Below are 23001 nucleotides of genomic sequence, written 5' to 3'. Positions count from 1 at the left end.
CTTGTCAGTGCAGACTCACTATGGTATAATTTTTTTGGTAATAATGAGATAAGTCCGTTGTGTAAAGAGTGGGGAAACCCACTCTTTATCTTTGGTATATAGCAAAAGACAAGTTCGTGGAGGTAATCTTCTTTTGAGCACACCCAAATCCAAAATTAAACAAACGGTAGAGCAGCTGCTTGGGTCCTATCTCGAGGACAATGGTTTCGAACTGGTGGACGTTGAATACGTGAAAGAAGGCTCCAATTGGTTCCTGCGCGTATTCGTAGATAAAGAAGGCGGCATCGATATTGATGACTGCGGCACCATCAGCGAATATATCAGCCAGAAGCTGGATGAGAATGATCCGTTTTCCGAAGCTTATTTCCTTGAGGTTTCCTCGCCCGGAGCTGAACGTCCGCTTAAGAAAGCTGCGGATGTTGCCAAAGCAGTTGGCAAGGATGTATATGTAACGGTGTATGAGCCGATTCAAGGACTCAAAGAATTCGAAGGTCGTTTGCTCTCGTTCGAGAACGAGGAACTGCTCATCTCCGCGGGCAAAAAAGAACATGTTGTACCGTACGCCAAGGTCGCCAGTGCGAGATTGGCCATTATTTTTTAACGTCTTGAAAGGGGGACCGGAATTTCATGAGTATGGAGTTTATTGAAGCTATGAATGAACTGGAAAGGGAGAAAGGCATCAGCAAGGATGTGCTGTTTGAAGCCATCGAAGCTGCGCTGATTTCCAGCTATAAACGCAATTTCAATGCGGCGCAGAATGTGCGTGTGGATATGAACCGCAACACAGGCGTAATCAAGGTTTTTGCCCGCAAGCTGATTGTGGAGGAGGTTCTGGACTCGCGGACAGAGATTTCTCTGCTGGGAGCCCGGGAGATCAATCCGCATTTCCAACTGGAGGATATTGCTGAACTTGAAGTGACACCGCGTGACTTCGGGCGTATTGCTGCCCAGACTGCCAAGCAGGTTGTTACACAGCGTATCCGCGAAGCGGAACGCGGACTTATCTATAACGCTTTTATCGACAAGGAAGATGATATTGTTACCGGCCTTGTACAGCGTCAGGATATGCGTAACATTTATGTGGATCTTGGTAAAATCGAGGCGGTTCTGCCGCTGGGCGAGCTTATGCCGGGCGAGAAGTTCAAGCAGAGCGAGCGTATCAAGGCTTATATCACCAAGGTGGAGAATACGACCAAAGGACCGCAGATCATGCTGTCCCGCAGTCATCCGGGTCTCTTGAAGCGTCTGTTCGAGCTGGAAGTGCCGGAGATTTTTGACGGAGTGGTTGAGATCCGTTCCGTTGCCCGCGAAGCCGGCTTCCGTTCCAAGATCGCCGTATTCTCGCGTAATCCCGAAGTCGATCCCGTTGGTTCCTGCGTAGGCCCTAGAGGCACGCGTGTTCAGACCATCGTAACCGAACTTCGCGGCGAGAAGATTGACATCGTACGGTATTCCGAGCTTGTGCAGGAGTATGTGGCCAATGCGCTCAGCCCGTCCAAAGTGCTTGAAGTTCAAGTCTTTGAAGCTGAGAAAATGGCGCGTGTCATCGTTCCTGATTATCAGTTGTCGCTGGCGATCGGCATCAAGGGGCAGAATGCCCGTCTTGCCGCTAAGCTGACCGGCTGGAAAATTGATATCAAGAGTGAAACTCAAGCGGAGCAGGAATACGGCAGACCCAGAACCTCTAATGATGAAATGCATCAGGATTCCGTCTCCATCGATTAATGAATCTGCTGACTGACGGGAGGCGCTACTATGAAGCAAAGAAAGGTGCCGCTGCGCAAATGCGTTGCCAGCCAAGAGATGATGCCCAAAAAAGAGCTGATTCGCGTGGTGAGAACGCCTGAGGGCGAAGTGCTCATTGACCTGACGGGCAAGAAGTCGGGCCGTGGTGCTTATATCTGCGGTAAACTGGAATACTTTAAGCTGGCACAAAAGACCAAAGCACTTGACCGAGCATTGAAATGTCAAGTGAGTCCTGAAATCTATGCCCAGCTTGCCCGGGATTTTGCATCCGTGGAGGAGCAATTTTTGGCAGCGAAGGATAGTGAGGACAATGAGTAAGACACTTTCTTATTTAGGGCTTGCGATGAGAGCAGGCAAGATTGTCACCGGCGACGAGGCTGTGCTTAAGGCAGTGCGGTCTTCAGAGGCGAAGCTGGTCGTCCTGGCAGGTGACGCTTCAGATAATACCCAAAAGAAGTTCCGCGATAAGTGCGGGACCTACGATATTCCACTAGTAATCGCATTTCACCGGGATGAACTCGGTGCAAGTATTGGTAAAGACCAGCGCGTAGTGCTGGCCGTTACGGATAAAGGATTCGCGGAAATGATCTCCAGAACGCTTGGAGATACTGTCGGAGGTGGAGTTATTGACTAAAGAAGACAATAAGGATAAACTGCGCGTGTATGAATACGCGAAGTCTCTGAACATGAGCAGTAAAGAAATCATTACAATTCTGAAGCGTTTGAATGTTCCTGTGAATAATCATATGAGTGTCATGGAGAATGGCTCCGTGAACAAAGTTGAACAATTCTTCAAGGACATCAAGTCAAACGCTGCAGCCAAGCGGGACACCGGCACCAGCAGCCGTCCGGTAACCACCGGCGCGGTAACAGCCGAACCCCAGAGTGCTCAGAATGCCAACAAAAATCAACCGGAAAAGCAGGTAGGTATGAACAGTAACCAAAACAACAACCAATCGACGACGTCCCCAAGGCCCCAAAGCGGACAAGATTCCCGCAGAACACAAACAACAGGTTCCACCCAGAATTCCCGCCCGCAAGGCAGCTCCACTGGCAGCCGTCCGCAGGGCAGCTCCACTGGCAGCCGTCCGCAGGGCAGCTCCACCGGCGGCAGCCGTCCGCAAGGCAGCTCTACTGGCGGCAGCCGTCCGCAAGGCAGCTCCACCGGCGGCAGCCGTCCGCAGGGCAGCTCCACCACTGGCAGCCGTCCGCAGGGCAGCTCCACCACTGGCAGCCGTCCACAGGGCAGCTCCACCACTGGCAGCCGTCCACAGGGCAGCTCCACTGGCAGCCGTCCGCAAGGCCAAGGCAGCGGCGCACCTCGTACAGGTGACCGTCCGCAAGGCCAAGGCAGTGCACCCCGTACGGGTGACCGCCCGCAGGGTCAAGGCAACGCAGGCGGAGATTTCTCCCGCGGCGGTGACAGAGGTCCGAAGAAGAATACTACTGGCGGCAGACCGAACAACAACAGCGGCCAGAAACGTTTCGAAGACGGCAAAGGCGGCAACTTCCGCGGCCGTGGCGGCAAGAACAACCGCGGCAGAAACCAGCCGATGGTACACCGTGAGAAGATTGACAACACACCGAAGAAGATTATTGTCCGCGGCAGCATGACTGTCGGTGAAACAGCGAAGCTGCTTCACAAGGATGCTTCCGAAGTGATTAAGAAGCTGATTTCGATGGGTGTTATGGCCACGATCAATCAGGAGCTTGATATCGACACGATCCTGCTTCTGGCCGGAGAATTCGGCGTAGAAGTAGAAGTGAAGATCCCTGTAGATGAAGACAGCTTCGAAACTGTGGAAGAGAACGATTCCGAAGATGACTTGCAGACCCGTCCTCCGGTTGTAACGATCATGGGTCACGTTGACCATGGTAAAACAACATTGCTCGATGCTATCCGCTCCACGAATGTAACCGGCGGAGAAGCAGGCGGAATTACGCAGCATATCGGTGCGTACCAGGTCGAAATCAACCACAAGAAAATTACATTCCTTGATACACCGGGCCATGAAGCGTTTACCGCTATGCGTGCCCGTGGTGCCCAGGTTACGGATATGACGATTATCGTCGTAGCTGCCGATGACGGCGTAATGCCGCAGACGGTGGAAGCAATCAACCATGCCAAGGCAGCCGGACTTCCGATCATTGTTGCTGTTAACAAGATCGATAAGCCAGGTGCAGACCCTGACAAGGTGAAGCAGGAGCTTACAAGCTATGAGCTGGTTCCGGAAGAGTGGGGCGGCGATACAATCTTCGTCAACCTGTCGGCCAAACAGCGCATCAACCTGGAAGAGCTGCTGGAAATGATTCTGCTCGTTGCTGAAGTGAATGAGTACAAAGCGAACCCGGACAAACGGGCACGCGGTACTGTTATAGAAGCTGAGCTTGACAAAAACCGTGGACCGGTTGCCCGTATTCTCGTACAGAACGGTACGCTGAAAGTCGGCGATGCCTTTGTAGCAGGGAACTGTTTCGGACGCGTACGTGCCATGGTCAATGACAAGGGACGCAAGATCAAAGAAGCGGGACCTTCCACACCAGTGGAAATTACCGGTCTGACTGAGGTGCCACAGGCGGGCGATCCGTTTATGGCCTTCGAAGATGAGCGCAAAGCCCGTGCGATCGCTGACAGACGTTCGACTTCGCAGCGCCAGTCCGAGCTGAACACGAACACCCGTGTAACACTGGATGATCTGTTCAAGCATATCAAAGACGGAGAGATCAAAGACCTCAACGTTATCATCAAGGGTGACGTACAAGGTTCGGTAGAGGCGCTGAAGGGCTCCCTGGCCAAAATCGAAGTTGAAGGCGTGCGCGTGAAGATTCTTCACAGCGGTGCCGGCGCGATTACGGAATCCGATATTACCTTGGCAGCAGCATCCAACGCTATTGTTATCGGCTTCAATGTTCGTCCGGATGCCCAGACGAAAGCGGCAGCTGAGCAGGAGAAAGTGGATGTGCGTCTGCATAACATCATCTACAATGTAATCGAAGAAATTGAAAGTGCCATGAAGGGGATGCTTGATCCCATCTACAAAGAGAACGTTATCGGCCATGCAGAAGTGCGTAATGTGTTCAAAATCAGCAAAGTGGGTACCATCGCAGGTTGTATGGTTACTTCCGGCAAAATTGCCCGCAATGCTGAAATGCGCCTGATCCGCAGCGGTATCGTTGTCTTCACAGGCAAGATCGACACCTTGAAACGTTTCAAAGATGATGCCAAAGAAGTGGCGCAGGGTTATGAATGCGGCATAACTTTGGAACGCTATAATGATGTCGTTGAAGGCGACATTATCGAAGCGTTCATTATGGAAACGGTAGAGCGCTAAGCGAAGAGGTGAATATAGATGTCTAAAATCAGAACCGGACGGGTTGGCGAACAGATTAAGAAAGAACTGAGCCAGCTCATCCAAAGCGGACTAAAGGACCCGCGCGTCGGGTTCGTAACTGTAACTGGCGTAGATGTGACAAATGATTTGTCACAGGCCAAGGTATACCTGAGCGTATTCGGGGACGAGGAGCAGAAGTCAGACTCGCTCAAGGCGATTGAGAAAGCTAACGGCTTTCTCCGCTCGGAGCTTGGCAAAGCAATCCGCCTGCGCCATACTCCAGAGCTGATCTTCAAGATTGACGAATCCGTTGCTTACGGAAGTCATATTGAGAAGCTGCTCGGAGAAATCGGCAAAACCGAATAGAGCTACGGAACATAAAGGAGACGGCGAATGCAGAGCTATGAACAAAGTCTCCAGCAGACCCGTAAGTTTCTGCTGGAACACGACGATTATCTTGTAGTGTCGCATGTTCAGCCGGACGGAGATGCAGTCAGCTCCACCCTCGCGGTGGGCTGGCTTCTCTCATGTCTGGGCAAAAAATATTGTATGCTGAACGAGGGCCAGATTCCGCAGCGTATGGAATATTTATGGCATGCCGATCAAATTGTCAATCTGTCTGCTGCGGGCGAACTGCCGCGCCAGTACAGCAATGTCATTTGTGTCGACTGTGCGGATTTTCAGCGTGTAGGACTTACCCAGCGTCATTTCACCAGTGATGCACTTATCGTAAACATAGACCATCATCCCACCAATAATGGGTACGGTGCCGTAACGCTCATCAAGCCGGATGCGGCTGCGACAGCAGAGATTCTGTTCGACCTGCTGAAGAGCTTTGAGGTGGAATGGGATATCGATATTGCCACGGCCATTTATACCGGACTCTTAACAGATACCGGCGGTTTCCGCTATAACAACACCTCCCCTAAAGTGATGGCGGCTGTATCCGAACTGCTGGCATTAGGCGTAAATGGACCTGAACTGGCTGAGACCCTGCTTGAAGAGATGACTCTCCCGCAGGTGAAGGTACTCAATCGGGCACTTAGTACACTGCAGCTCAGCTCGGAAGGGGATATTGCCTGGGTATATGTTACGCCTCAGGATATGCTGGATTGCGGAGCAGCCAACGAGGATCTTGAAGGGATTGTCAATTATCCGCGGAATATCCGCGGGGTAGAGGTAGGCATTCTGTTCAAGGTAATCGATGAGCATGCGGTGAAGGCGAGTCTTCGTTCGGCCGGTAAGGTCGATGTCGCGGCGCTGGCGCAGGTCTTCGGCGGCGGCGGGCACACGCGTGCTGCGGGAGCCCGAATTAACGGAAGTCTTGAAGAGGCGGTAGAGCAGGTGCTTGAGGAGGTTAAACGTCATCTATGAGTGAACTTACAGGTGTTCTGGCCGTATATAAGCCGGCAGGGTTCACTTCACATGATGTTGTGGCCAAGGCAAGGCGAATTCTGGGCATGAAGCGGATCGGACATACCGGTACGCTTGATCCACAAGTGACCGGAGTGCTTCCGTTATGTCTGGGACGGGCTACGCGGGTGGTTGAGTACATCCAGGAGCTGCCTAAGGAGTATGTGGCTACACTGCGGCTGGGACTTGCCAGTGATACAGAGGATTTAACAGGGACGATTACGGAATCAGTTGAAGAGGTTCAGGTTACGGAAGCTGAAGTGCTGGCTGTGCTGAATTCCTTCAAAGGCGTGATTTCACAGGTTCCCCCGATGTATTCCGCAGTAAAGGTGGATGGCAAGCGTCTGTACGAGCTGGCCCGAGAAGGCAAGACAGTGGAACGTAAGAGCCGCGAAGTGGAAATTTATGAGATTGAAATGCAGGATATGGTCTGGAGTGGCAATTATCCCGATATTACGTTCCGGGTACTATGCTCCAAAGGAACGTACATCCGTACCCTATGCGTGGATATCGGGCGTGCGCTTGGAGTGCCGGGTGTGATGGTGAAGCTGGAACGGACCATGTCGGCTGGGATATCTGCCAGTCATTGCCTGACCCTGGAGCAAATTGCCGAACATAAGGAAGCGGGTACGCTGGAAGAGCACTTAATTGCCGCCGATGAGGCGATTTCGCATTTGCCCAAACATACAGTAGCCGAGGAGAAGAAGAAAGCCGCCCTGCAAGGGCAGCGTCTGTCGCTCCGCTTTGTGGCACCGGAAGTGAAGGGAAGCGGAGATTTCCGGCTGTATGATCTGCAGGGGGAGTTTCTGGGCATCTATGCTTTAGAAGCTACCGGTGCGATTGCTCCTGTTAAAGTGTTTGCACAGGCTTAAACTTTAATTTATTTGTGAATGTAGGTGAGAAACAGCGTGAGAACCGTAACCTTAAGCTATCCTATGTTGCCGGAGACGGCAGCAGAGTGGGCGCAGCCTCAAGTAGTTGCCCTGGGGCAGTTCGACGGACTGCACCTCGGACATGCCAGCGTCATAACATCTGCTGTAGCTCTTGCCCGCCAGGCAGGCGTACCTGCAGCTGTCATGACCTTTTATCCCCATCCTAAGGATGTTATGGGTAAAGGTGACTATGAAGGATATTTGACACCTTCCAGGGACAAGCAGGAGCTGCTTGCCGGGATGGGCGTTGATATTTTATACATTATTGCATTTAATGAAGAACTCTCCCGGGTTAGCCCGGTGGACTTTGTCTCTGTAATGCTGCTGCCGCTGCAGATTGTAACCGCCGTGGTCGGCTTCGACTTCCGGTTCGGCTACAAGGGTGAAGGTGATGCGGATACGCTTCGGGAGCTGGGGCAGGGTGTTATGAACGTAGAAACCGTCTCCCCGTTTCTTCTCGAAGGAGAGAAGGTTAGCAGCTCCGGCATCCGCAAGTGCCTGCTGAACGGGGAACTGGATAAGGCCAATGCCTGGTTTGGACGTTGTTATCACCTGCGCGGAATCGTGGGCCATGGCGAGAAGCGGGGCAGGACCATCGGATTCCCGACAGCGAATCTTCAGCTTGAAGACCGCTATGTCATCCCGGCCAAAGGCGTATACGCCGTTAAGGTGTTTTACAAGGAAGATGTACTGTACGGCGTGATGAATGTCGGCGTGAAGCCTACATTTCATGATGGGATGATTGCTCCAAGCTTCGAAGTGCATCTGTTTGATTTCGCGGGAGATATTTACGGACAGGAACTTAAGGTAGAGCTGGTATCCTTTATCCGTTCTGAACGCAAGTTTGAGTCCATTCAGGCCTTAATCGCCCAGATCGGCGCAGATGCTGAGACAGCCAAGGGGCTTCTGGGATATCATTCCTAATCTTTCCCGGACATGCCGTTTACTTTTGTCTTTGAAGGTGCTATACTGATTAACGTTGCTGGATTGACAGCATCATAACCTTAGCTTGGTTACTTGTTCTCACCGACGGTGACGAGGCTACTGGCGATTATAATGAAGGAGGTGAACAGGATGGCATTGACTCAAGAACGTAAACACCAATTGATCGACGAGCACAAAACTCACGAATCCGATACTGGATCCCCTGAGGTGCAAGTTGCTATCCTTACGGAGAACATCGTTAATTTGACTGACCACTTGCGTACGCACAAGAAGGATCATCATTCCCGCCGCGGACTGCTGAAGATGGTTGGACAACGTCGTAAACTGCTGGCGTATTTGAAGAACAAAGACATCAGACGTTACAGCGCCCTGATCGAAAAACTGGGATTGCGTCGTTAATTTTCCATAAGATCAACCCTAAAGCAGCCTGGTTGTATACCGTATGTCCTTCTTACGAGCGACAGCGGGACAGCCGGGTTGCTTTTTGAAAATTTAGGGTAAACTTTTACAGCAGATAAGTGGATATTATTCGCAAAAAACGGCTAGATCACCTCATGGAGGACAAGCCGTTTTTGCTTGTAGAACATACAGAACAAATTACTATCATTCAAGGAGGGGTTTTATGGAACAACGTGTTGAAATGCAGCTGGGCGGAAGACGCCTTGTGCTGGAAACAGGCCGTCTGGCCAAACAAGCGAACGCAGCCGTTATGGTGCGTTACGGAGATACTTCAGTATTGTGTACGGTTACAGCATCAAGTGAGCCTAAAGATCTGGATTTCTTCCCGCTTACGGTGAACTATGAAGAAAGATTATATGCAGTAGGTAAAATCCCGGGCGGATTCATCAAACGTGAAGGACGTCCAAGTGAAAAAGCGATCCTGTCGAGCCGTCTGACCGACCGTCCGATCCGTCCTTTGTTCCCTGAGGGATTCCGCAATGACGTGCAGGTACTCAACCTCGTCATGAGCGTGGATCAGGACTGTGCGCCTGATATTGCAGCTATGATTGGTACTTCCGCTGCACTGAGTATTTCCGATGTGCCTTTCAACGGTCCAATCGGGGGCGTTGCTGTAGGCCGTATTAACGGTGAGTTCATCATCAACCCTGATGTGGCGCAGCAGGCAATCAGCGATATCTATGTCGTTGTAGCCGGTACTAAGGACGCTATCATGATGGTAGAAGCTGAAGCCAATGAAGTGACTGAGGATGTAATGCTTGAAGCGATTATGTTCGGCCATGACGAAGTCCGCAAGATCGTAGCTGTAATTGAGCAGCTCGTGGCTGTTGCCGGAAAAGAAAAAATGGCAGTGAAGCTGCACGCGGTTAACACTGATGTGAATACAGAGGTTCGCGCTTTTGCTGAGAGCCGTCTGGTTGAAGCTGTAAGAATCGCCGAGAAGCATGCCCGTCAGGATGCAATCGATCACATTAACACTGAAACGGTGGAGTATTTCGCAGAGAAATACATAGAAACACCAGAACTTCTTAAAGATGTTAAGGAAGTGCTGCATGATATCGTGAAGGACGAAGTAAGACGTCTGATCACGCATGATAAGGTACGTCCCGATGGCCGTAAGCTGGATGAGATCCGTCCGATTGAATGCGATACAGCCCTGCTGCCGCGTACACACGGTTCCGGTCTGTTCACACGCGGACAAACTCAGATTCTTAGCGTATGTACGTTAGGCGCACTGGGGGATGTACAGATTCTTGACGGTATCGATCCCGCTGAAACCAAACGCTTCATGCATCACTACAACTTTCCTCCGTTCAGCGTAGGGGAAGCCCGTCCGCTGAGAGCACCGGGACGCCGCGAGATCGGCCACGGGGCACTGGGTGAACGCGCATTGTCCAAGGTTATTCCAAGTGAAACTGAATTCCCGTACACGATCCGTCTGGTATCGGAAGCTATTGAATCCAATGGTTCCACTTCCCAGGCCAGCATCTGTGCCAGTATCCTGGCGATGATGGATGCAGGGGTGCCAATCAAGGCGCCTGTAGCCGGTGTTGCTATGGGTCTGATCAAAGACGGAGAGCATGTCTCCATCCTGACAGATATTCAAGGCATGGAAGATCACCTCGGCGATATGGACTTTAAGGTAGCAGGTACAGCAGAGGGCGTAACGGCGATCCAGATGGATATCAAAATCGACGGTATCGACCGCAAAATTCTTCAGGATGCGCTTCAGCAGGCCAAAGAAGGACGTATGTTCATCTTGGGTAAAATGAATGAAGCGATCTCCGCGCCAAGAACAAGCCTGTCCAAATATGCTCCGAAGATTATTATCATCAACATCAATCCGGACAAAATCCGTGATGTTATCGGTGCTGGCGGTAAGATCATCAACAAAATCATTGAAGAAACCGGCGTAAAGATCGACATCGAACAGGATGGCCGTGTATTCATCGGCTCCTCCAACGAAGAGATGATCCAGAAGGCCCGCGGCATTATCGAAGGCATTGTGCGTGAAGTACAGGTCGGCGAAATTTATGTGGGTACCGTTAGACGCATCGAGAAGTTCGGCGCATTTGTTGAGCTAATTCCGGGTAAAGACGGTCTCGTGCATATTTCCCAGCTGTCCACAGAACGTGTGGCTAAAGTGGAAGATGTTGTTGCCATTGGGGATACCATTACCGTTAAGGTAACCGAAATCGATCAGCAGGGCCGCGTCAATCTGTCGCGCAAAGCTGTTCTGACCTCGGAAACCGGAGCGAAGGCGTAATACAGCCTGCGTTCACTTTTCCGGCAATTTAACTAAATGTATGAAGAAGAGACAGAAGCAGTATCGTTCTGGCTCTTTTTTTTAGCAATATGGCGATGATCGATACTCCGTGCATTATGCATATTCGGGCCCTTTCATACATAGGCTGGGACAAAGCGTCCTTGCACTTCTACCCTTGTGCCGGGACGGATCAGACCGTTTCTGCCGGGGAGGAAAGACGTCATGAAGACGGACAAAGCAGCGCTTGTACTGGCCTGCATCGCTGTAGTAATCGGGATCGGCAGCACGAATGGACCGGTCAAAGAGATGATCGCCGGGCTTAAGCCGCAGGCGGATGCGGCCGTGCTAAGCTATGTGCCCAAGCAAACGAATGATGAATTACGTGCGCAGATTGCCGGCAAGGCAGCTGAGCTGAATGCGCAGCCTGTTGATGCTGTCGTTGACCGGGTATGGAAAGCCATACCGGGGTACAACGGCCTTGAGGTGGATGAGGAGGCAACCTACCGGAACGCGCTTTTGCGGGGGCCGACGGACAGCCTCAAACTGGTGTACCGCCAGACAGAGCCGAAGGTATCGCTGAGTGATCTGGGGGCGCAGCCGATCTACCGGGGCAATCCGGCCAAGCCGATGGTGTCGCTGATGATTAATGTAGCGTGGGGGAACGAGTATATAGTGCCGATGCTGGATATTCTGGATGCGGAGAAGGTCAAGGTGACCTTTTTTCTGGACGGAAGCTGGCTTAGTCATAATAAGGAACTTGCAGCAGAGATGCTGAAGCGCGGACATGAGGTAGAGAATCATGCCTATACTCATCCCAATATGAGTACACTCAGCCGTGCACGTGCTACCGCCGAGATCGAGAAGACGCAGAAGCTGCTGAAGGATAGCCTGGGAGTAACCAATAAATGGTTCGCTCCGCCTTCAGGAGACTTTAATCAGCAGACGGTAGAGATTGCAGCCTCACTGGGGCTGAAGACGGTGCTATGGACGCTTGATACGGTCGATTGGCGCCATCCTTCACCGGATTCGGTGATTGCCAAGATCAGCAGCAAAGCGGAGCCTGGAACCCTGATACTGATGCACCCGACTGCCTCCTCCTCCCAAGCGCTGAGGGGAATGATCCGCGGGATTAGAGCCAAGGGTCTGCAGCTGGGAACCGTTAGTCAGACACTCTCAACAGAGCGTATTACACCTCCGGAAGTTGAGTGAACGGACTATTTCTGATAGGATAAGAGGCGCGAATAATAAATACAGACAGATACAGGGGCTGTGCCAGGAGGATTTGACATTGGACAAAATATTATTATCGAACGGACTTCGGGTGGTTACCGAGAAGATCCCGACCGGAAGGTCCGTATCCTTCGGAATCTGGGTCAAGACGGGCTCACGCAATGAGAACCCGCTGAACAACGGGATTTCCCATTTCATCGAGCATATGCTCTTCAAGGGAACTGACCGGTATAGTGCTAAGGATATCGCCGAACAGTTTGATGCGATTGGCGGCAACGTCAATGCGTTTACCTCTAAGGAATATACATGCTATTATGCCAAAGTGCTGGATGAGCATCTGCCGATTGCTGTGGATGTGCTGGCGGATATGTTCTTCCGTTCACGGATGGACGCTGAAGAGCTGTCCAAGGAGAAGAATGTCATTCTGGAGGAAATCTCCATGTGCGAGGACACGCCGGATGATCTGGTCCATGAGCTGATGTGTGCTGCCGCTTACGGCGAACACCCGCTGGCTTACACGATTCTGGGGCTGAAGGAACGTCTGCTGGAAATGACACCGGATGACCTGCGTGCTTATATGAAAGAGCAGTATACGATCGAAAATACAGTAATCAGCGTAGCCGGCAATATTGATGACGGTCTGATCGGGCTGCTGGAGCAGCATTTTGGCTCGTTCGCGAACCATGGTGAATCGCCTTCGCTGACTGAACCTGATTATCAGGGGGAACTGGTCTTCCACAAGAAGAAAACAGAGCAGAATCACATCTGCATCTCCTTGCCTGGTGTGAAGAGCGGCGGTCCGCTGCAATATCCGATGGCACTGCTGAACAATGCCTTTGGCGGCGGCATGAGCTCGCGGCTGTTCCAGGAAATCCGTGAGAAGCGCGGTCTGGCTTATTCTGTATTTTCCTATCACAGTGCCCAGGCCGACAGCGGATTGTTCACCGTGTATGCCGGCACAGCGCCGAAGCAGACCAAAGAGGTTACCGAGCTGATCAAAGAGATGCTGCACGATCTTGCGGTGAACGGCCTGAGTGAGGACGAGCTCCGTAAAGGCAAGGAGCAGCTGAAAGGCAGTCTGATCCTGAGTCTGGAGAGCACCAGCAGCCGGATGAACCGGATGGGCAAAAACGAGCTGATGCTCGGCAGGCAGGATACCCTCGATGAGATGATTGCCAAAATAGGGGCTGTGACCATGGAGGATATCAATGCGCTGCTGGACTTTATGTTCGCACAGCCGCTGTCTCTGGCCATGGTAGGCTCAACAGATAAAGCGATAGCCAATGTTAGGAGAGATGATCTTGTCTTATTACGTTCAAATTAACAAGCTTCCCGGGAATGAGGATGTACTGCTGCCCCGCAAAATGTCCGAGCAGGCATCGGGATATGACCTGTATGCCGCTGTAGCAGAGGCTGTGATGCTTGCTCCGGGCGAGCGGGCATTAATCCCTACTGGAATCTCACTGGCTATGCCGGACGGGTTGGAGGCGCAGATCCGTCCGCGCAGCGGCCTGGCCCTGAAGCACGGCATCACCTGCCTGAATACACCGGGTACCATCGATGCGGATTACCGCGGTGAAATTAAGGTGCTGCTGATCAACCTGGGTCAGGAGCCGTTTGCAATTGCCCGCAATGAGCGGATTGCCCAAATGGTGTTCCAGGCGGTGCCTTCAGTGACACTCGTAGAAGTGGATCAGCTTTCTGAAACGGAACGCGGTGCCGGCGGCTTTGGCCATACGGGCAAATAAGCAGCAGGAATTCTTATAGATTCGTATAGAACTTAAACAAAAGCTTGCGGAAAACGCACCTTCCTGGTGTGTGACCGCAAGCTTTTTTATGTTTTTCCATATGCTGTTACATTTTAGCCTTTTATTTGGCTGTGCCCTTAGTTTGTTTTTGCCCGATTACCTCATAGAGCTTCTCCATCTGGGCATCCCGGCGGTCAATGATATCCTGGGCCGTTGTATAGGCTTCGATATCAGGCATAACTGCATTGGCCGGATCACGGCCGGGATCAGGACGGGTGAATTTTTTGTGTGAGACCATATAGCTGATTCCGGAAGCCGGAAGCTGGAACCCTAGAATATCGCCATATGAAGAGGGCTGATTCCCTGTAGCTTCTCCAATTACTTGTCCCAGCTTGTTATCCTGTACAACCAGGGCAAACCAGTTTGCCGAACTGAAGGTGCGCGGCGAAGTCAGCACATACAGATTTCCGCTGAAGGGATGCGCGGACTTCAGGATATTTTTAGCCAATACAGCCTCATTCACCACTACGCCACTGTCCGGGCTGCCGGGAATCTGCTGCTTCACCTGCGGAGAGTAACGGATCACACTTTTGAAAGTCCGGTACTGCGCGGCATCGGTAAACGCCAGAAATTCTTCAATAACCTGGGAATCCCCTCCTCCATTATTTCGTAAATCAATAGCAATATTGCGGATTCCCTGACTGTACACCTCATCGAAGAACCGCTTTACAGTTGACTTATACTCCTCAGAGGCAACGCAGGTATTCAATTGGAAAATACCTAAAGACCGGTCCTTCTCAATTTCGAAGGTGAAGTCGGCATTGTGCGCAGGATAAGGATTATATTCTTTCTGTCCGGTTGGATCCGCTAACTCAATTTCTTCGGAGATATTCTCGTTACCTCTTGTTGCAGCAATTGAGACTGAATTCTCGGAGACCAGTCCCATATGCTGCAGGAACCATTCCGTCCGGAGCAGGCTGGTTGCCTGCGATTTTACCCAATTCTCATTTTCCGCCGGAATGGTTAGTTTCAGATCCGCTTCGATATCCTTGATACTGCGACCGCCTATTGCCGTAATGATATCCCCAGGGTGCAGTTGACCCCGCTTGTCCTTCACTACCAGACCTTCCCGGCTCCAGAATAAAGGCAGGTTGAGGATTCTTTGCACAGGCGATGGAGAGAGCGTGGTATGCCCGTCATGCAGCAGAATAACAATGGTGTCTGCAATGAAATAGAATTCCGAGAGTGTATGGGCCTGCTTAATATTGTTGTAGGCCTCATCAATAACCAGCTGCTCTTCAGAGGTCCATCCGTCAATCAGCCGGGGATGTACCTGTACTAGCGTGCTAACGAGTTCATCAAGGTCTTCTTTCATTTGTGCCGGACTCAGTTTGATTTCCTCAGGAGCCGAAACAGGGACAGGAAGCGAAGAAACCGGACTATTTAGCGGAATGGGAGGGGCATCTTCACTCGAAGCAGTAGTTTGAGGAGAGGATGACACTGACAGCAGATGTTCCGTCTCACGTCCGCTAAAGCCGGTGTGCTTAATGTAGACTGCTGCGGTAATAATTGCTGCAACCGCCAATAACGGCAGGGCGTATTGGATGATTTTGTTCCTCATAAAGTACCTTCCATTTACTTTTTTAGTTGATTGTAGAATGAATAACGCTTATTATCAGTGATTTATTTCGGCTTCCCTTGAATTCATCCCCGCTCTTCACCCATCTGCACCGCACGGCATAAGATGCTCTATAGTCGAATGTGTATGTGGAAAGGAGCGTCATCCCTATGCTTACTGGCATCAGGATCGTGTTCCTGGGCGGGGACGCGAGACAAATTGAAGTGATTCGGAAATGTGTGGAAATGGATGGGACGGTAAGCGCTGCCGGTTTCGACAAGTGGGAGGCCCCAAGCCCGGGGGTTAACCTGGAACAAATGTCGGTAGAATTACTCAGTAATGCAGATGTGCTGGTACTGCCGACCGTCGGCTGCGATGATGAGGGTTATATTAATGCGGTTTTCGCTTCCGAACGTCTGCAGCTGCTGGAAGAACATATCGCTGCTCTGCCGTCCCGGGCTATCGTGTATACCGGCATGGCCAAAAGCTATTTGCGCGGACTCTGTGACAGACACTCCCTGAAGCTGGTGGAGCTGCTGAACCGGGACGATGTGGCCATTTACAACTCTATCCCTACAGCCGAGGGTGCACTTGTTATGGCCATACAGAACACCGATTTTACTGTTCACGGTTCTACCTCGATGGTGCTCGGAATGGGCAGGACAGGATTCACCATGGCCAGGGCACTGCAAGGAATGGGTGCAAGTGTAAAAGTAGGCGTAAGGAAACAGGAGCATTACGCAAGAGCAGAGGAAATGGGCTGGAAGCCGTTTATGACCGGAGATCTGCTGCTTCACGTACCGGAAGCGGATCTGATCTTCAATACCATTCCAAGCATGATTATTAACGCACAGGTTCTATCGCGCCTTCAGCGGCACTGCGTGATCATCGATTTGGCTTCCGCACCGGGCGGGTGCGATTTCCGCTATGCCGAGAAGCGCGGGATCAAGGCGATGCTGGCACCGGGACTTCCCGGTATTGTGGCCCCCAAGAGCGCCGGAATCATTATGGCTAATGCGCTGGTGCAGTCGTTATCAGGCGAGACTTTAATCAAGGGGGATGAATAAATGGATTGGCATGGAAAAACAGTAGGTTATGCAATTACGGGCTCTCACTGCACATTTGCCGAGGTGATGCCGCAGATACAGCGGTTTATGGATGGCGGGGCCAATGTGGTGCCGATCGTTTCCGCATCTGTGCTGAACACGGATACGCGCTTTGGCACATCGGAAAATTGGTTAAAACAGTTGAAAGATATAACAGGGAATGATATCATTTCTACAATTGTTGAAGCGGAACCGCTGGGTCCTTCAAAGCTGCTGGATGTACTTACGATTGCTCCCTGCACAGGGAACACAACGAGCAAGCTGGCGAATGCCATGACGGACAGTCCGGTGCTGATGGCTGCCAAATCGCAGATGCGCAACGGGCGTCCGCTTGTGCTGGCGATCTCCACGAACGATGGTCTGGGCCTGAATGCGGCGAATATTGCTAAGCTTCTGGTAACTAAAAATATATATTTTGTGCCATTCGGCCAGGATAATCCGGTTGCGAAGCCTAACTCGCTTGTGGCCCGGATGGATCTTATTCCTGAGGCTTGTTATGCAGCCCTGCAAGGCAACCAGCTGCAGCCCATGATTATCGAACGGTTTCATTCAGCATAGCATTACGGCTCTATCACAGAAACCAAGAACATAGGTAACACTTCTGCCGTCCTCATACTGAGGGCGGTTCAACACTTTATTCAGTATGTGAAGGCTGGAACATTTATCAGGGGTTGAGGAAAGGGGCATCATCCTTATGCTTACTGGCATCAGGATCGTATTCCTGGGCGGGGACGCAAGACAGCTCGAAGTGATCCGCAGATGCGTAGAGATGAATGCGGCAGTAAGTGCAGCGGGATTCGACCAGTGGGAGTCTCCGGTTCCGGGGGTGAGTCTGGAACCGTTGTCTGCGGAACTGCTCGGCACAGCCGATGTACTGGTACTGCCTGTGGCAGGATGCGATGAGGACGGGAAGCTTAACACGCTGTATTCCTCCGGTCCGCTGCAGCTGCTGGATGAACATATCGCGGCGCTGCGGGCGGATTGTATAGTATATACTGGTATAGCCAAAAGGTATTTGCGCGCCTTGTGTACCAGGCATTCACTGAAGCTCGTTGAGCTGCTGGACAGGGATGATGTGGCGATATACAATTCCATCCCTACAGCGGAAGGCGCGCTGGTTATAGCCATTCAGAATACCGATTTCACCATACATGGCTCCAATTCAATGGTGCTGGGCATGGGCAGAACCGGTTTCACGATGGCTAGAACCCTGCAAGGCGTTGGAGCCAGGGTATCCGTAGGGGTAAGGAAGCCGGAGCATTACGCCCGTGCAGAAGAAATGGGCTGGAAGCCTTTTATGACCGGGGCATTGCAGCTTCATGTGGATGAGGTTGATCTTATCTTCAATACCATTCCCAGTATGATGCTCACGGCTGAGATTATATCGCGCCTGCCCCGGCACTGTGTAATTATTGATCTGGCTTCGGCTCCGGGCGGCTGTGATTTCCGTTATGCGGAGAAGCGCGGAATTAAGGCGATCCTGGCTCCGGGCCTTCCCGGCATAGTCGCCCCGGCAAGTGCAGGGAAGATTATGGCTGGTGCATTGCTGCAGTCGATTTCGGACGAGGTTCTGCACACACAGGGCAACGAATAGTTACGGATCAACACATGGTTCTGTATTTCACGTATTAATCAGCGCTTGCTTAGAGAAGTAATGGAGGAATTATAAATGGGTATTTTGGTGCAAAAATTCGGCGGGACTTCGCTCTCCACACCAGTGGCCAGAGAACACGTAATCCGTCATGTTAAACGGGAACTGGCCAGCGGGTTCAGCCTGGTGGTGGTTGTCTCGGCAATGGGCCGCAAAGGGGAACCTTATGCTACGGATACACTGCTGGATCTGGCGGCACAAAGCGGGAATTCGCTGCCTGACCGCGAGCGTGATCTGCTGATGTGCTGCGGGGAGATTATCTCGGCAGCTAATCTCTGCGGACTGCTGGAGCAGGAAGGAATCCGCTCTACCGTGCTTACGGGGGCGCAAGCGGGATTCGTGACAGACAGCAGCTACGGCAATGCAAGAATTCTCGATGTGCGGACAGAACGCATTCTACGCGAACTGCGTGAGCATAAAGTAGTAATAGTAACCGGGTTCCAGGGTCAAACCGAAGCCGGTGATTTCACAACCCTTGGCCGCGGAGGAAGCGATACTTCGGCTACAGCGCTCGGTGCTGCACTGCGTGCGGATATGGTGGATATTTATACCGATGTCGACGGCATACTCACCGCTGATCCGCGGATTGTTGAAGATGCCAAGCAGCTTACTTATGTCAGTTATACCGAAATCTGCAATATGGCTTATCAGGGAGCCAAGGTGATTCATCCCCGGGCTGTAGAAATCGCCATGCAGGCCCAGATTCCGGTACGTGTACGGTCAACGTTCTCCGAAGCGGAAGGGACGCTTGTGACCCATCCAGAAGGCTTCAGCGATGTTTCCCACGGAGTGGTTGACCGTTTTGTCACGGGTGTAGCGTATGTCAGCAACATTACGCAAATCTCCGTGGAGTGTCCGGACGGCAATGGAACCGGCGTACAGCTGCAGATTTTCAAGAGCATGGCGGATCATGGAATCAGCGTAGATTTCATCAATGTGACTCCATCCGAGGCACTTTATACTGTGTTTGATGACAAATCGGAGAAGGCAATCTCTGTGCTGCAGGATCTGGGGCTGCGTCCTAAGAGCTTGTCCGGCTGTGCGAAGGTGTCCGTCATTGGCGGAGGCATTAATGGCGTACCGGGAATTATGGCCCGTATCGTTGAAGCGCTCAGCTCGCAAAATATTCAAATTCTCCAATCCGCAGACTCTAACACAACAATCTGGGTTCTGGTGAAGAAGGAAGATATGGTGCAGTCGGTTCGTGCCCTGCATGCCAAGTTTGAATTGCACCGCTGACAAGGAGGAATTCAAAGTGGATTTCGGAAGATTAATTACCGCAATGGTCACCCCGTTTGACGGGGACGGAGAAATCAACTGGGAAGCAACTTCAAGGCTTGTCGATTACCTGATTGAAGAACAGAAATCCGCTGCGCTGGTGGTCTGCGGAACAACGGGCGAATCGCCTACCTTAAGCGATGATGAGAAGCTGAAGCTGTTTTCTTTTGTCAAAAAGCAGGCAGGCGGACGCTGCAAAATTATCGCCGGAACCGGCAGCAACAGCACCAGACATTCCATCGAGCTCACTAAGGAAGCCGAGAAAATCGGCGTGGACGGTGTTCTTCTGGTCGTCCCTTATTACAACAAACCCAATCAGGAAGGGCTCTACCGGCATTTTTCGTCCATTGCCGCCGAGACTTCGCTGCCTTGCATACTATACAATGTGCCCAGCCGCACTACCGTGAGCCTAAGTGTAGCAACTACACTGCGTCTGGCGGAGATTCCGAACATTGTCGCGACGAAGGAATGTGTCTCGGTGGATCAGATCACCCTGATTGCTTCGGCCTGCCCGGATGATTTCCATGTCTATTCAGGGGATGATTCTGCGGGTCTCGCTACACTTGCCGTCGGCGGTCACGGGATCATCAGCGTAGCCAGCCACATTGTCGGGGCGCAGATGCTGGAGATGATCGAAGCCTTCAATTCCGGGAATGTCCGCCGTGCCGGTGAACTGCACCGGGAGCTGTTTCCTGTGTTCAAGGGATTGTTCGAATGCCCGCAGCCGCTGCCGAATCCTTCGGCGGTGAAATATGCGCTGGGTCTGCGCGGGATCGACGTAGGTTCGGTCCGGCTGCCGCTGGTTTCTCCGACGGATGAGGAAGCGGCCTTTATTGCAGCTTTACTGAAATAGGCATTGCCGCTATATTTTCAAGCAGATTTATACCGTTAACCGGCCGCTCTACAGAGCGGCCGGTTTTTTAGTTTGTCAGATCGGTATAAAGACTATGTAAAAAAACGCAAGCCATAAACCGCTTTTTTGCTTGTCTTTTCCTCAAATAAAGGCTGTTTGTTAAGGAAAGAATAGGACTAGGATCAGGATGACTTGTCTTTTGCCAAAAAAATCATGTATAATGTTCTTAAGTGATTCGGTGCGGTTAAAATAAAATATGCGGTAATCTTCCGTCAATGTAATTTTACATTGTGAGACAGGATAGGTCCTTGGATAAGTCTGTGCTAAACATGCCGGATTTTCGCGCGAGGGGCGCGGTGATGAAATTTTGACGGCGTTTGCCCGCTTCAAGACGATATTACTGCCCGGTTCGGGAGTTTCGCCTTGCGCAATTATACAGACTTATCGGAATTTCTTTGTCGAAATTAGGAAAGTTAACAGCAATTTGAAGCAAGTCTACAGCGCCGCTGAAATAATTGAAGCTCATTGTTTACAAATAAAAGTATGACGTCCAACATCATAGGAGGGTTAGATTCATTTGTCGAAAAAAAACAACAACGATAAATTGTCGATATTCGCATTAGGCGGAGTCGGCGAGATCGGAAAAAACATGTACGTTATTCAGTACGGCAACGACATTGTAGTCGTGGATGCCGGTCTGAAATTCCCGGAAGAAGATATGCTCGGTATTGATATTGTAATACCTGACATCTCGTACCTGACAGAGAATCGTGACAAAGTAAGAGGGATTGTGCTTACCCACGGACATGAGGATCACATTGGCGGTTTGTCTTATGTGCTTAAGAACTTGAATGTTCCAGTCTATGGAACAAGACTTACACTTGGACTTGTGGATAACAAGCTCAAGGAAGCGAATCTGCTGGGTGAAACCAAACGGATTCTGATCAACGAAGATTCTGAAATTGAGCTGGGTACCTCGCTTAAGGTAACATTCTTCAGAACCAACCACAGTATTCCTGATTCCGTCGGTGTATGCATCGAGACTCCGGAAGGCAATGTTGTCCACACAGGTGACTTCAAATTCGACCACACGCCAGTTAACGGTCAATTTGCAAACCTGCACCGGATGGCCGAAATCGGATCGAAGGGTGTGCTTGCGCTTCTGTCTGACAGTACCAATGCCGAGAAGCCGGGCTTTACACCTTCGGAGAAGAATGTCGGTATTGTTCTGGAAGATATTTTCCGTAAAGCTGAACAGCGTGTGGTTGTAGCAACCTTTGCTTCCAACGTGCACCGTATCCAGCAGGTGGTGAATGCAGCAGAATCGACAGGCCGTAAGATTACTGTCATCGGACGCAGTATGGTTAACGTAGTTTCCATTGCTTCCGAGCTCGGTTATCTGTACATTCCTGACGGAATGCTGATTGAACCGGAAGAAATGAACAGAATGGCCGGCAACCGTGTTGTTGTGCTTTGCACAGGCAGCCAGGGCGAACCTATGTCCGCACTGACCCGTATGGCGCGCTCCAGTCACCGTAAGGTAGACATTATGCCGGGCGATACCGTCATTATTGCAGCTACACCGGTACCTGGTAATGAGAAGTATGTAGGCCGTACCATTGATGAACTGTTCCGTCTAGGCGCCAATGTAATTTACAGCGGCTCCAACTCCGGTGTTCACGTATCCGGTCACGGCAGCCAGGAAGAGCTGAAGCTGATGCTCAACCTGATGAAGCCGAAATTCTTCATTCCGATTCACGGTGAGTTCCGTATGCAGCGCAGACATGCAATTCTTGCAGAGTCCGTCGGTGTAGAACCAAGCAACATCTTCATCACGGAGCTTGGCGAAGTGATTGAAATTTCCGGAGGAGCAGCACGCAGAGCCGGCAAGGTTACTGCAGGCAACGTGCTCATTGACGGACTTGGTGTCGGCGATGTCGGCAATATCGTACTGCGTGACCGCAAGCTCTTGTCCCAGGACGGAATTCTGGTTGTAGTGGTAACACTCAGCAAGCAGAATGGAGCGATTGTCTCCGGACCGGATATCATCTCCCGCGGATTTGTCTACGTACGGGAGTCAGAAGGTCTCCTGGACGAAGCAAACCGGATTGTATCCGGTACGCTGCAGCGTCTGATGAGCGAGAAGGTCAATGAGTGGGCTTCTCTGAAGACCAGTGTCAAAGACTCGCTTGGCCGTTTCCTTTACGAGCAGACACGCCGCAGACCGATGATCCTGCCGATCATCATGGAAGTATAAAAGAAACTTTTTCTTAAGAATAAATATATGCAGGGCAATAGCCCCTTCTTCCCGGAAATATTGGACGGTTTCCTGGGGAGGAGGGGCTTTTTGTGCAGCTACAAGATTTTTTTCGCCAGCAGACACAACATTTAAGAAGCTCAATCGTTATACTGCCAAGGGGGTGT

General features: G+C 51.3%; 21 protein-coding genes. 20 read left to right on the top strand and 1 reads right to left on the bottom strand.

The features are described from left to right. The first annotated feature begins 133 nt into the window (after positions 1-133). The 14 genes from rimP (at position 134) to dut (ending at position 14071) form a co-directional block, all read left to right on the top strand. Positions 134-601, top strand: a complete 468-nt coding sequence (gene rimP / locus PBOR_RS20445) for a ribosome maturation factor RimP (RefSeq protein WP_036724721.1) — start codon at positions 134-136, stop codon at positions 599-601. A gap of 26 nt (positions 602-627) precedes the next feature. After that, positions 628-1725: a transcription termination factor NusA gene (nusA, locus tag PBOR_RS20440; RefSeq protein WP_042214817.1), complete on the top strand. Its 1098-nt coding sequence runs from the start codon at positions 628-630 to the stop codon at positions 1723-1725. A 30-nt stretch (positions 1726-1755) separates the two neighbouring features. Beyond that, a complete protein-coding gene (gene rnpM / locus PBOR_RS20435) occupies positions 1756-2064 on the top strand; it encodes an RNase P modulator RnpM (RefSeq protein ID WP_036692616.1) in 309 nt (102 codons plus the stop codon). Continuing rightward, a complete protein-coding gene (locus tag PBOR_RS37445) occupies positions 2057-2380 on the top strand; it encodes a YlxQ family RNA-binding protein (protein ID WP_036724725.1) in 324 nt (107 codons plus the stop codon). Before rnpM ends, PBOR_RS37445 begins: the two co-directional genes overlap by 8 nt. Then, positions 2373-5078, top strand: coding sequence for a translation initiation factor IF-2 (gene infB / locus PBOR_RS20425; protein WP_042214813.1), 2706 nt, complete (start codon positions 2373-2375; stop codon positions 5076-5078). Before PBOR_RS37445 ends, infB begins: the two co-directional genes overlap by 8 nt. Positions 5079-5096: 18 nt before the next feature. Further along, entirely contained in the window at positions 5097-5444 is a 348-nt protein-coding gene (gene rbfA / locus PBOR_RS20420; protein ID WP_042214811.1) for a 30S ribosome-binding factor RbfA, read from the top strand. 27 nt (positions 5445-5471) lie between these two features. Continuing rightward, positions 5472-6452: a DHH family phosphoesterase gene (locus tag PBOR_RS20415; RefSeq protein ID WP_042214809.1), complete on the top strand. Its 981-nt coding sequence runs from the start codon at positions 5472-5474 to the stop codon at positions 6450-6452. After that, positions 6449-7363 carry a tRNA pseudouridine(55) synthase TruB gene (gene truB / locus PBOR_RS20410; protein ID WP_042214807.1) on the top strand — a complete coding sequence of 305 codons (915 nt, stop codon included), beginning with the start codon at positions 6449-6451 and terminating at the stop codon, positions 7361-7363. Before PBOR_RS20415 ends, truB begins: the two co-directional genes overlap by 4 nt. A gap of 36 nt (positions 7364-7399) precedes the next feature. Then, positions 7400-8347: a bifunctional riboflavin kinase/FAD synthetase gene (locus PBOR_RS20405; RefSeq protein WP_042214806.1), complete on the top strand. Its 948-nt coding sequence runs from the start codon at positions 7400-7402 to the stop codon at positions 8345-8347. Between the two features lie 150 nt (positions 8348-8497). Next, positions 8498-8767, top strand: a complete 270-nt coding sequence (rpsO, locus tag PBOR_RS20400) for a 30S ribosomal protein S15 (RefSeq protein WP_019910460.1) — start codon at positions 8498-8500, stop codon at positions 8765-8767. Positions 8768-8990: 223 nt separating this feature from the next. Beyond that, positions 8991-11093 carry a polyribonucleotide nucleotidyltransferase gene (gene pnp / locus PBOR_RS20395; protein ID WP_042214804.1) on the top strand — a complete coding sequence of 701 codons (2103 nt, stop codon included), beginning with the start codon at positions 8991-8993 and terminating at the stop codon, positions 11091-11093. A 222-nt stretch (positions 11094-11315) separates the two neighbouring features. Further along, positions 11316-12302, top strand: a complete 987-nt coding sequence (locus PBOR_RS20390) for a polysaccharide deacetylase family protein (protein ID WP_042214802.1) — start codon at positions 11316-11318, stop codon at positions 12300-12302. A 79-nt stretch (positions 12303-12381) separates the two neighbouring features. Further along, positions 12382-13647: a M16 family metallopeptidase gene (locus PBOR_RS20385; protein ID WP_042214801.1), complete on the top strand. Its 1266-nt coding sequence runs from the start codon at positions 12382-12384 to the stop codon at positions 13645-13647. Further along, positions 13625-14071: a dUTP diphosphatase gene (gene dut / locus PBOR_RS20380; protein ID WP_174479824.1), complete on the top strand. Its 447-nt coding sequence runs from the start codon at positions 13625-13627 to the stop codon at positions 14069-14071. Before PBOR_RS20385 ends, dut begins: the two co-directional genes overlap by 23 nt. Before the next feature lie 121 nt (positions 14072-14192). Here the strand turns inward: dut and PBOR_RS20375 are convergent, their stop codons facing one another. Beyond that, positions 14193-15692 (bottom strand): S41 family peptidase, encoded by a 1500-nt coding sequence (locus PBOR_RS20375; RefSeq protein ID WP_042214797.1) that lies wholly within the window; start codon positions 15690-15692, stop codon positions 14193-14195. A 167-nt stretch (positions 15693-15859) separates the two neighbouring features. On the opposite strand from PBOR_RS20375, the gene dpsA (PBOR_RS20370) reads away from it, so the two are divergent. From dpsA (PBOR_RS20370) to PBOR_RS20345, 6 genes are all read left to right on the top strand, one after another. Next, on the top strand, positions 15860-16756 hold the full coding sequence (dpsA, locus tag PBOR_RS20370; RefSeq protein WP_042214796.1) for a dipicolinate synthase subunit DpsA: 897 nt from the start codon (positions 15860-15862) through the stop codon (positions 16754-16756). Then, positions 16757-17353, top strand: coding sequence for a dipicolinate synthase subunit B (locus tag PBOR_RS20365; protein ID WP_042214794.1), 597 nt, complete (start codon positions 16757-16759; stop codon positions 17351-17353). Between the two features lie 136 nt (positions 17354-17489). Beyond that, on the top strand, positions 17490-18389 hold the full coding sequence (gene dpsA, locus PBOR_RS20360) for a dipicolinate synthase subunit DpsA (protein ID WP_042214791.1): 900 nt from the start codon (positions 17490-17492) through the stop codon (positions 18387-18389). Between the two features lie 75 nt (positions 18390-18464). After that, on the top strand, positions 18465-19685 hold the full coding sequence (gene dapG, locus PBOR_RS20355; protein ID WP_042214790.1) for an aspartate kinase: 1221 nt from the start codon (positions 18465-18467) through the stop codon (positions 19683-19685). Further along, entirely contained in the window at positions 19660-20577 is a 918-nt protein-coding gene (gene dapA, locus PBOR_RS20350; protein ID WP_245647842.1) for a 4-hydroxy-tetrahydrodipicolinate synthase, read from the top strand. The genes dapG and dapA overlap by 26 nt, the downstream gene beginning before the upstream one ends. Before the next feature lie 577 nt (positions 20578-21154). After that, entirely contained in the window at positions 21155-22834 is a 1680-nt protein-coding gene (locus PBOR_RS20345; protein ID WP_039294807.1) for a ribonuclease J, read from the top strand. Positions 22835-23001: the final 167 nt, after the last annotated feature.

The sequence above is a fragment of the Paenibacillus borealis genome (assembly GCF_000758665.1).
In the GTDB taxonomy this organism is placed as follows: domain Bacteria; phylum Bacillota; class Bacilli; order Paenibacillales; family Paenibacillaceae; genus Paenibacillus_AQ; species Paenibacillus_AQ borealis.
This window is presented reverse-complemented; position numbering and strand designations above follow the sequence as displayed.

Coding starts and splice junctions, on each gene's coding strand:
- rbfA (WP_042214811.1), top strand. CDS start 5,097: ATGTCTAAAATCAGAACCGGACGGGTTGGCGAACAGATTAAGAAAGAA.
- PBOR_RS37445 (WP_036724725.1), top strand. CDS start 2,057: ATGAGTAAGACACTTTCTTATTTAGGGCTTGCGATGAGAGCAGGCAAG.
- dapG (WP_042214790.1), top strand. CDS start 18,465: ATGGGTATTTTGGTGCAAAAATTCGGCGGGACTTCGCTCTCCACACCA.
- dapA (WP_245647842.1), top strand. CDS start 19,660: ATGCCAAGTTTGAATTGCACCGCTGACAAGGAGGAATTCAAAGTGGAT.
- truB (WP_042214807.1), top strand. CDS start 6,449: ATGAGTGAACTTACAGGTGTTCTGGCCGTATATAAGCCGGCAGGGTTC.
- PBOR_RS20390 (WP_042214802.1), top strand. CDS start 11,316: ATGAAGACGGACAAAGCAGCGCTTGTACTGGCCTGCATCGCTGTAGTA.
- PBOR_RS20375 (WP_042214797.1), bottom strand. CDS start 15,692: ATGAGGAACAAAATCATCCAATACGCCCTGCCGTTATTGGCGGTTGCA.
- PBOR_RS20415 (WP_042214809.1), top strand. CDS start 5,472: ATGCAGAGCTATGAACAAAGTCTCCAGCAGACCCGTAAGTTTCTGCTG.
- rpsO (WP_019910460.1), top strand. CDS start 8,498: ATGGCATTGACTCAAGAACGTAAACACCAATTGATCGACGAGCACAAA.
- rnpM (WP_036692616.1), top strand. CDS start 1,756: ATGAAGCAAAGAAAGGTGCCGCTGCGCAAATGCGTTGCCAGCCAAGAG.
- PBOR_RS20365 (WP_042214794.1), top strand. CDS start 16,757: ATGGATTGGCATGGAAAAACAGTAGGTTATGCAATTACGGGCTCTCAC.
- nusA (WP_042214817.1), top strand. CDS start 628: ATGAGTATGGAGTTTATTGAAGCTATGAATGAACTGGAAAGGGAGAAA.
- dpsA (WP_042214791.1), top strand. CDS start 17,490: ATGCTTACTGGCATCAGGATCGTATTCCTGGGCGGGGACGCAAGACAG.
- pnp (WP_042214804.1), top strand. CDS start 8,991: ATGGAACAACGTGTTGAAATGCAGCTGGGCGGAAGACGCCTTGTGCTG.
- dpsA (WP_042214796.1), top strand. CDS start 15,860: ATGCTTACTGGCATCAGGATCGTGTTCCTGGGCGGGGACGCGAGACAA.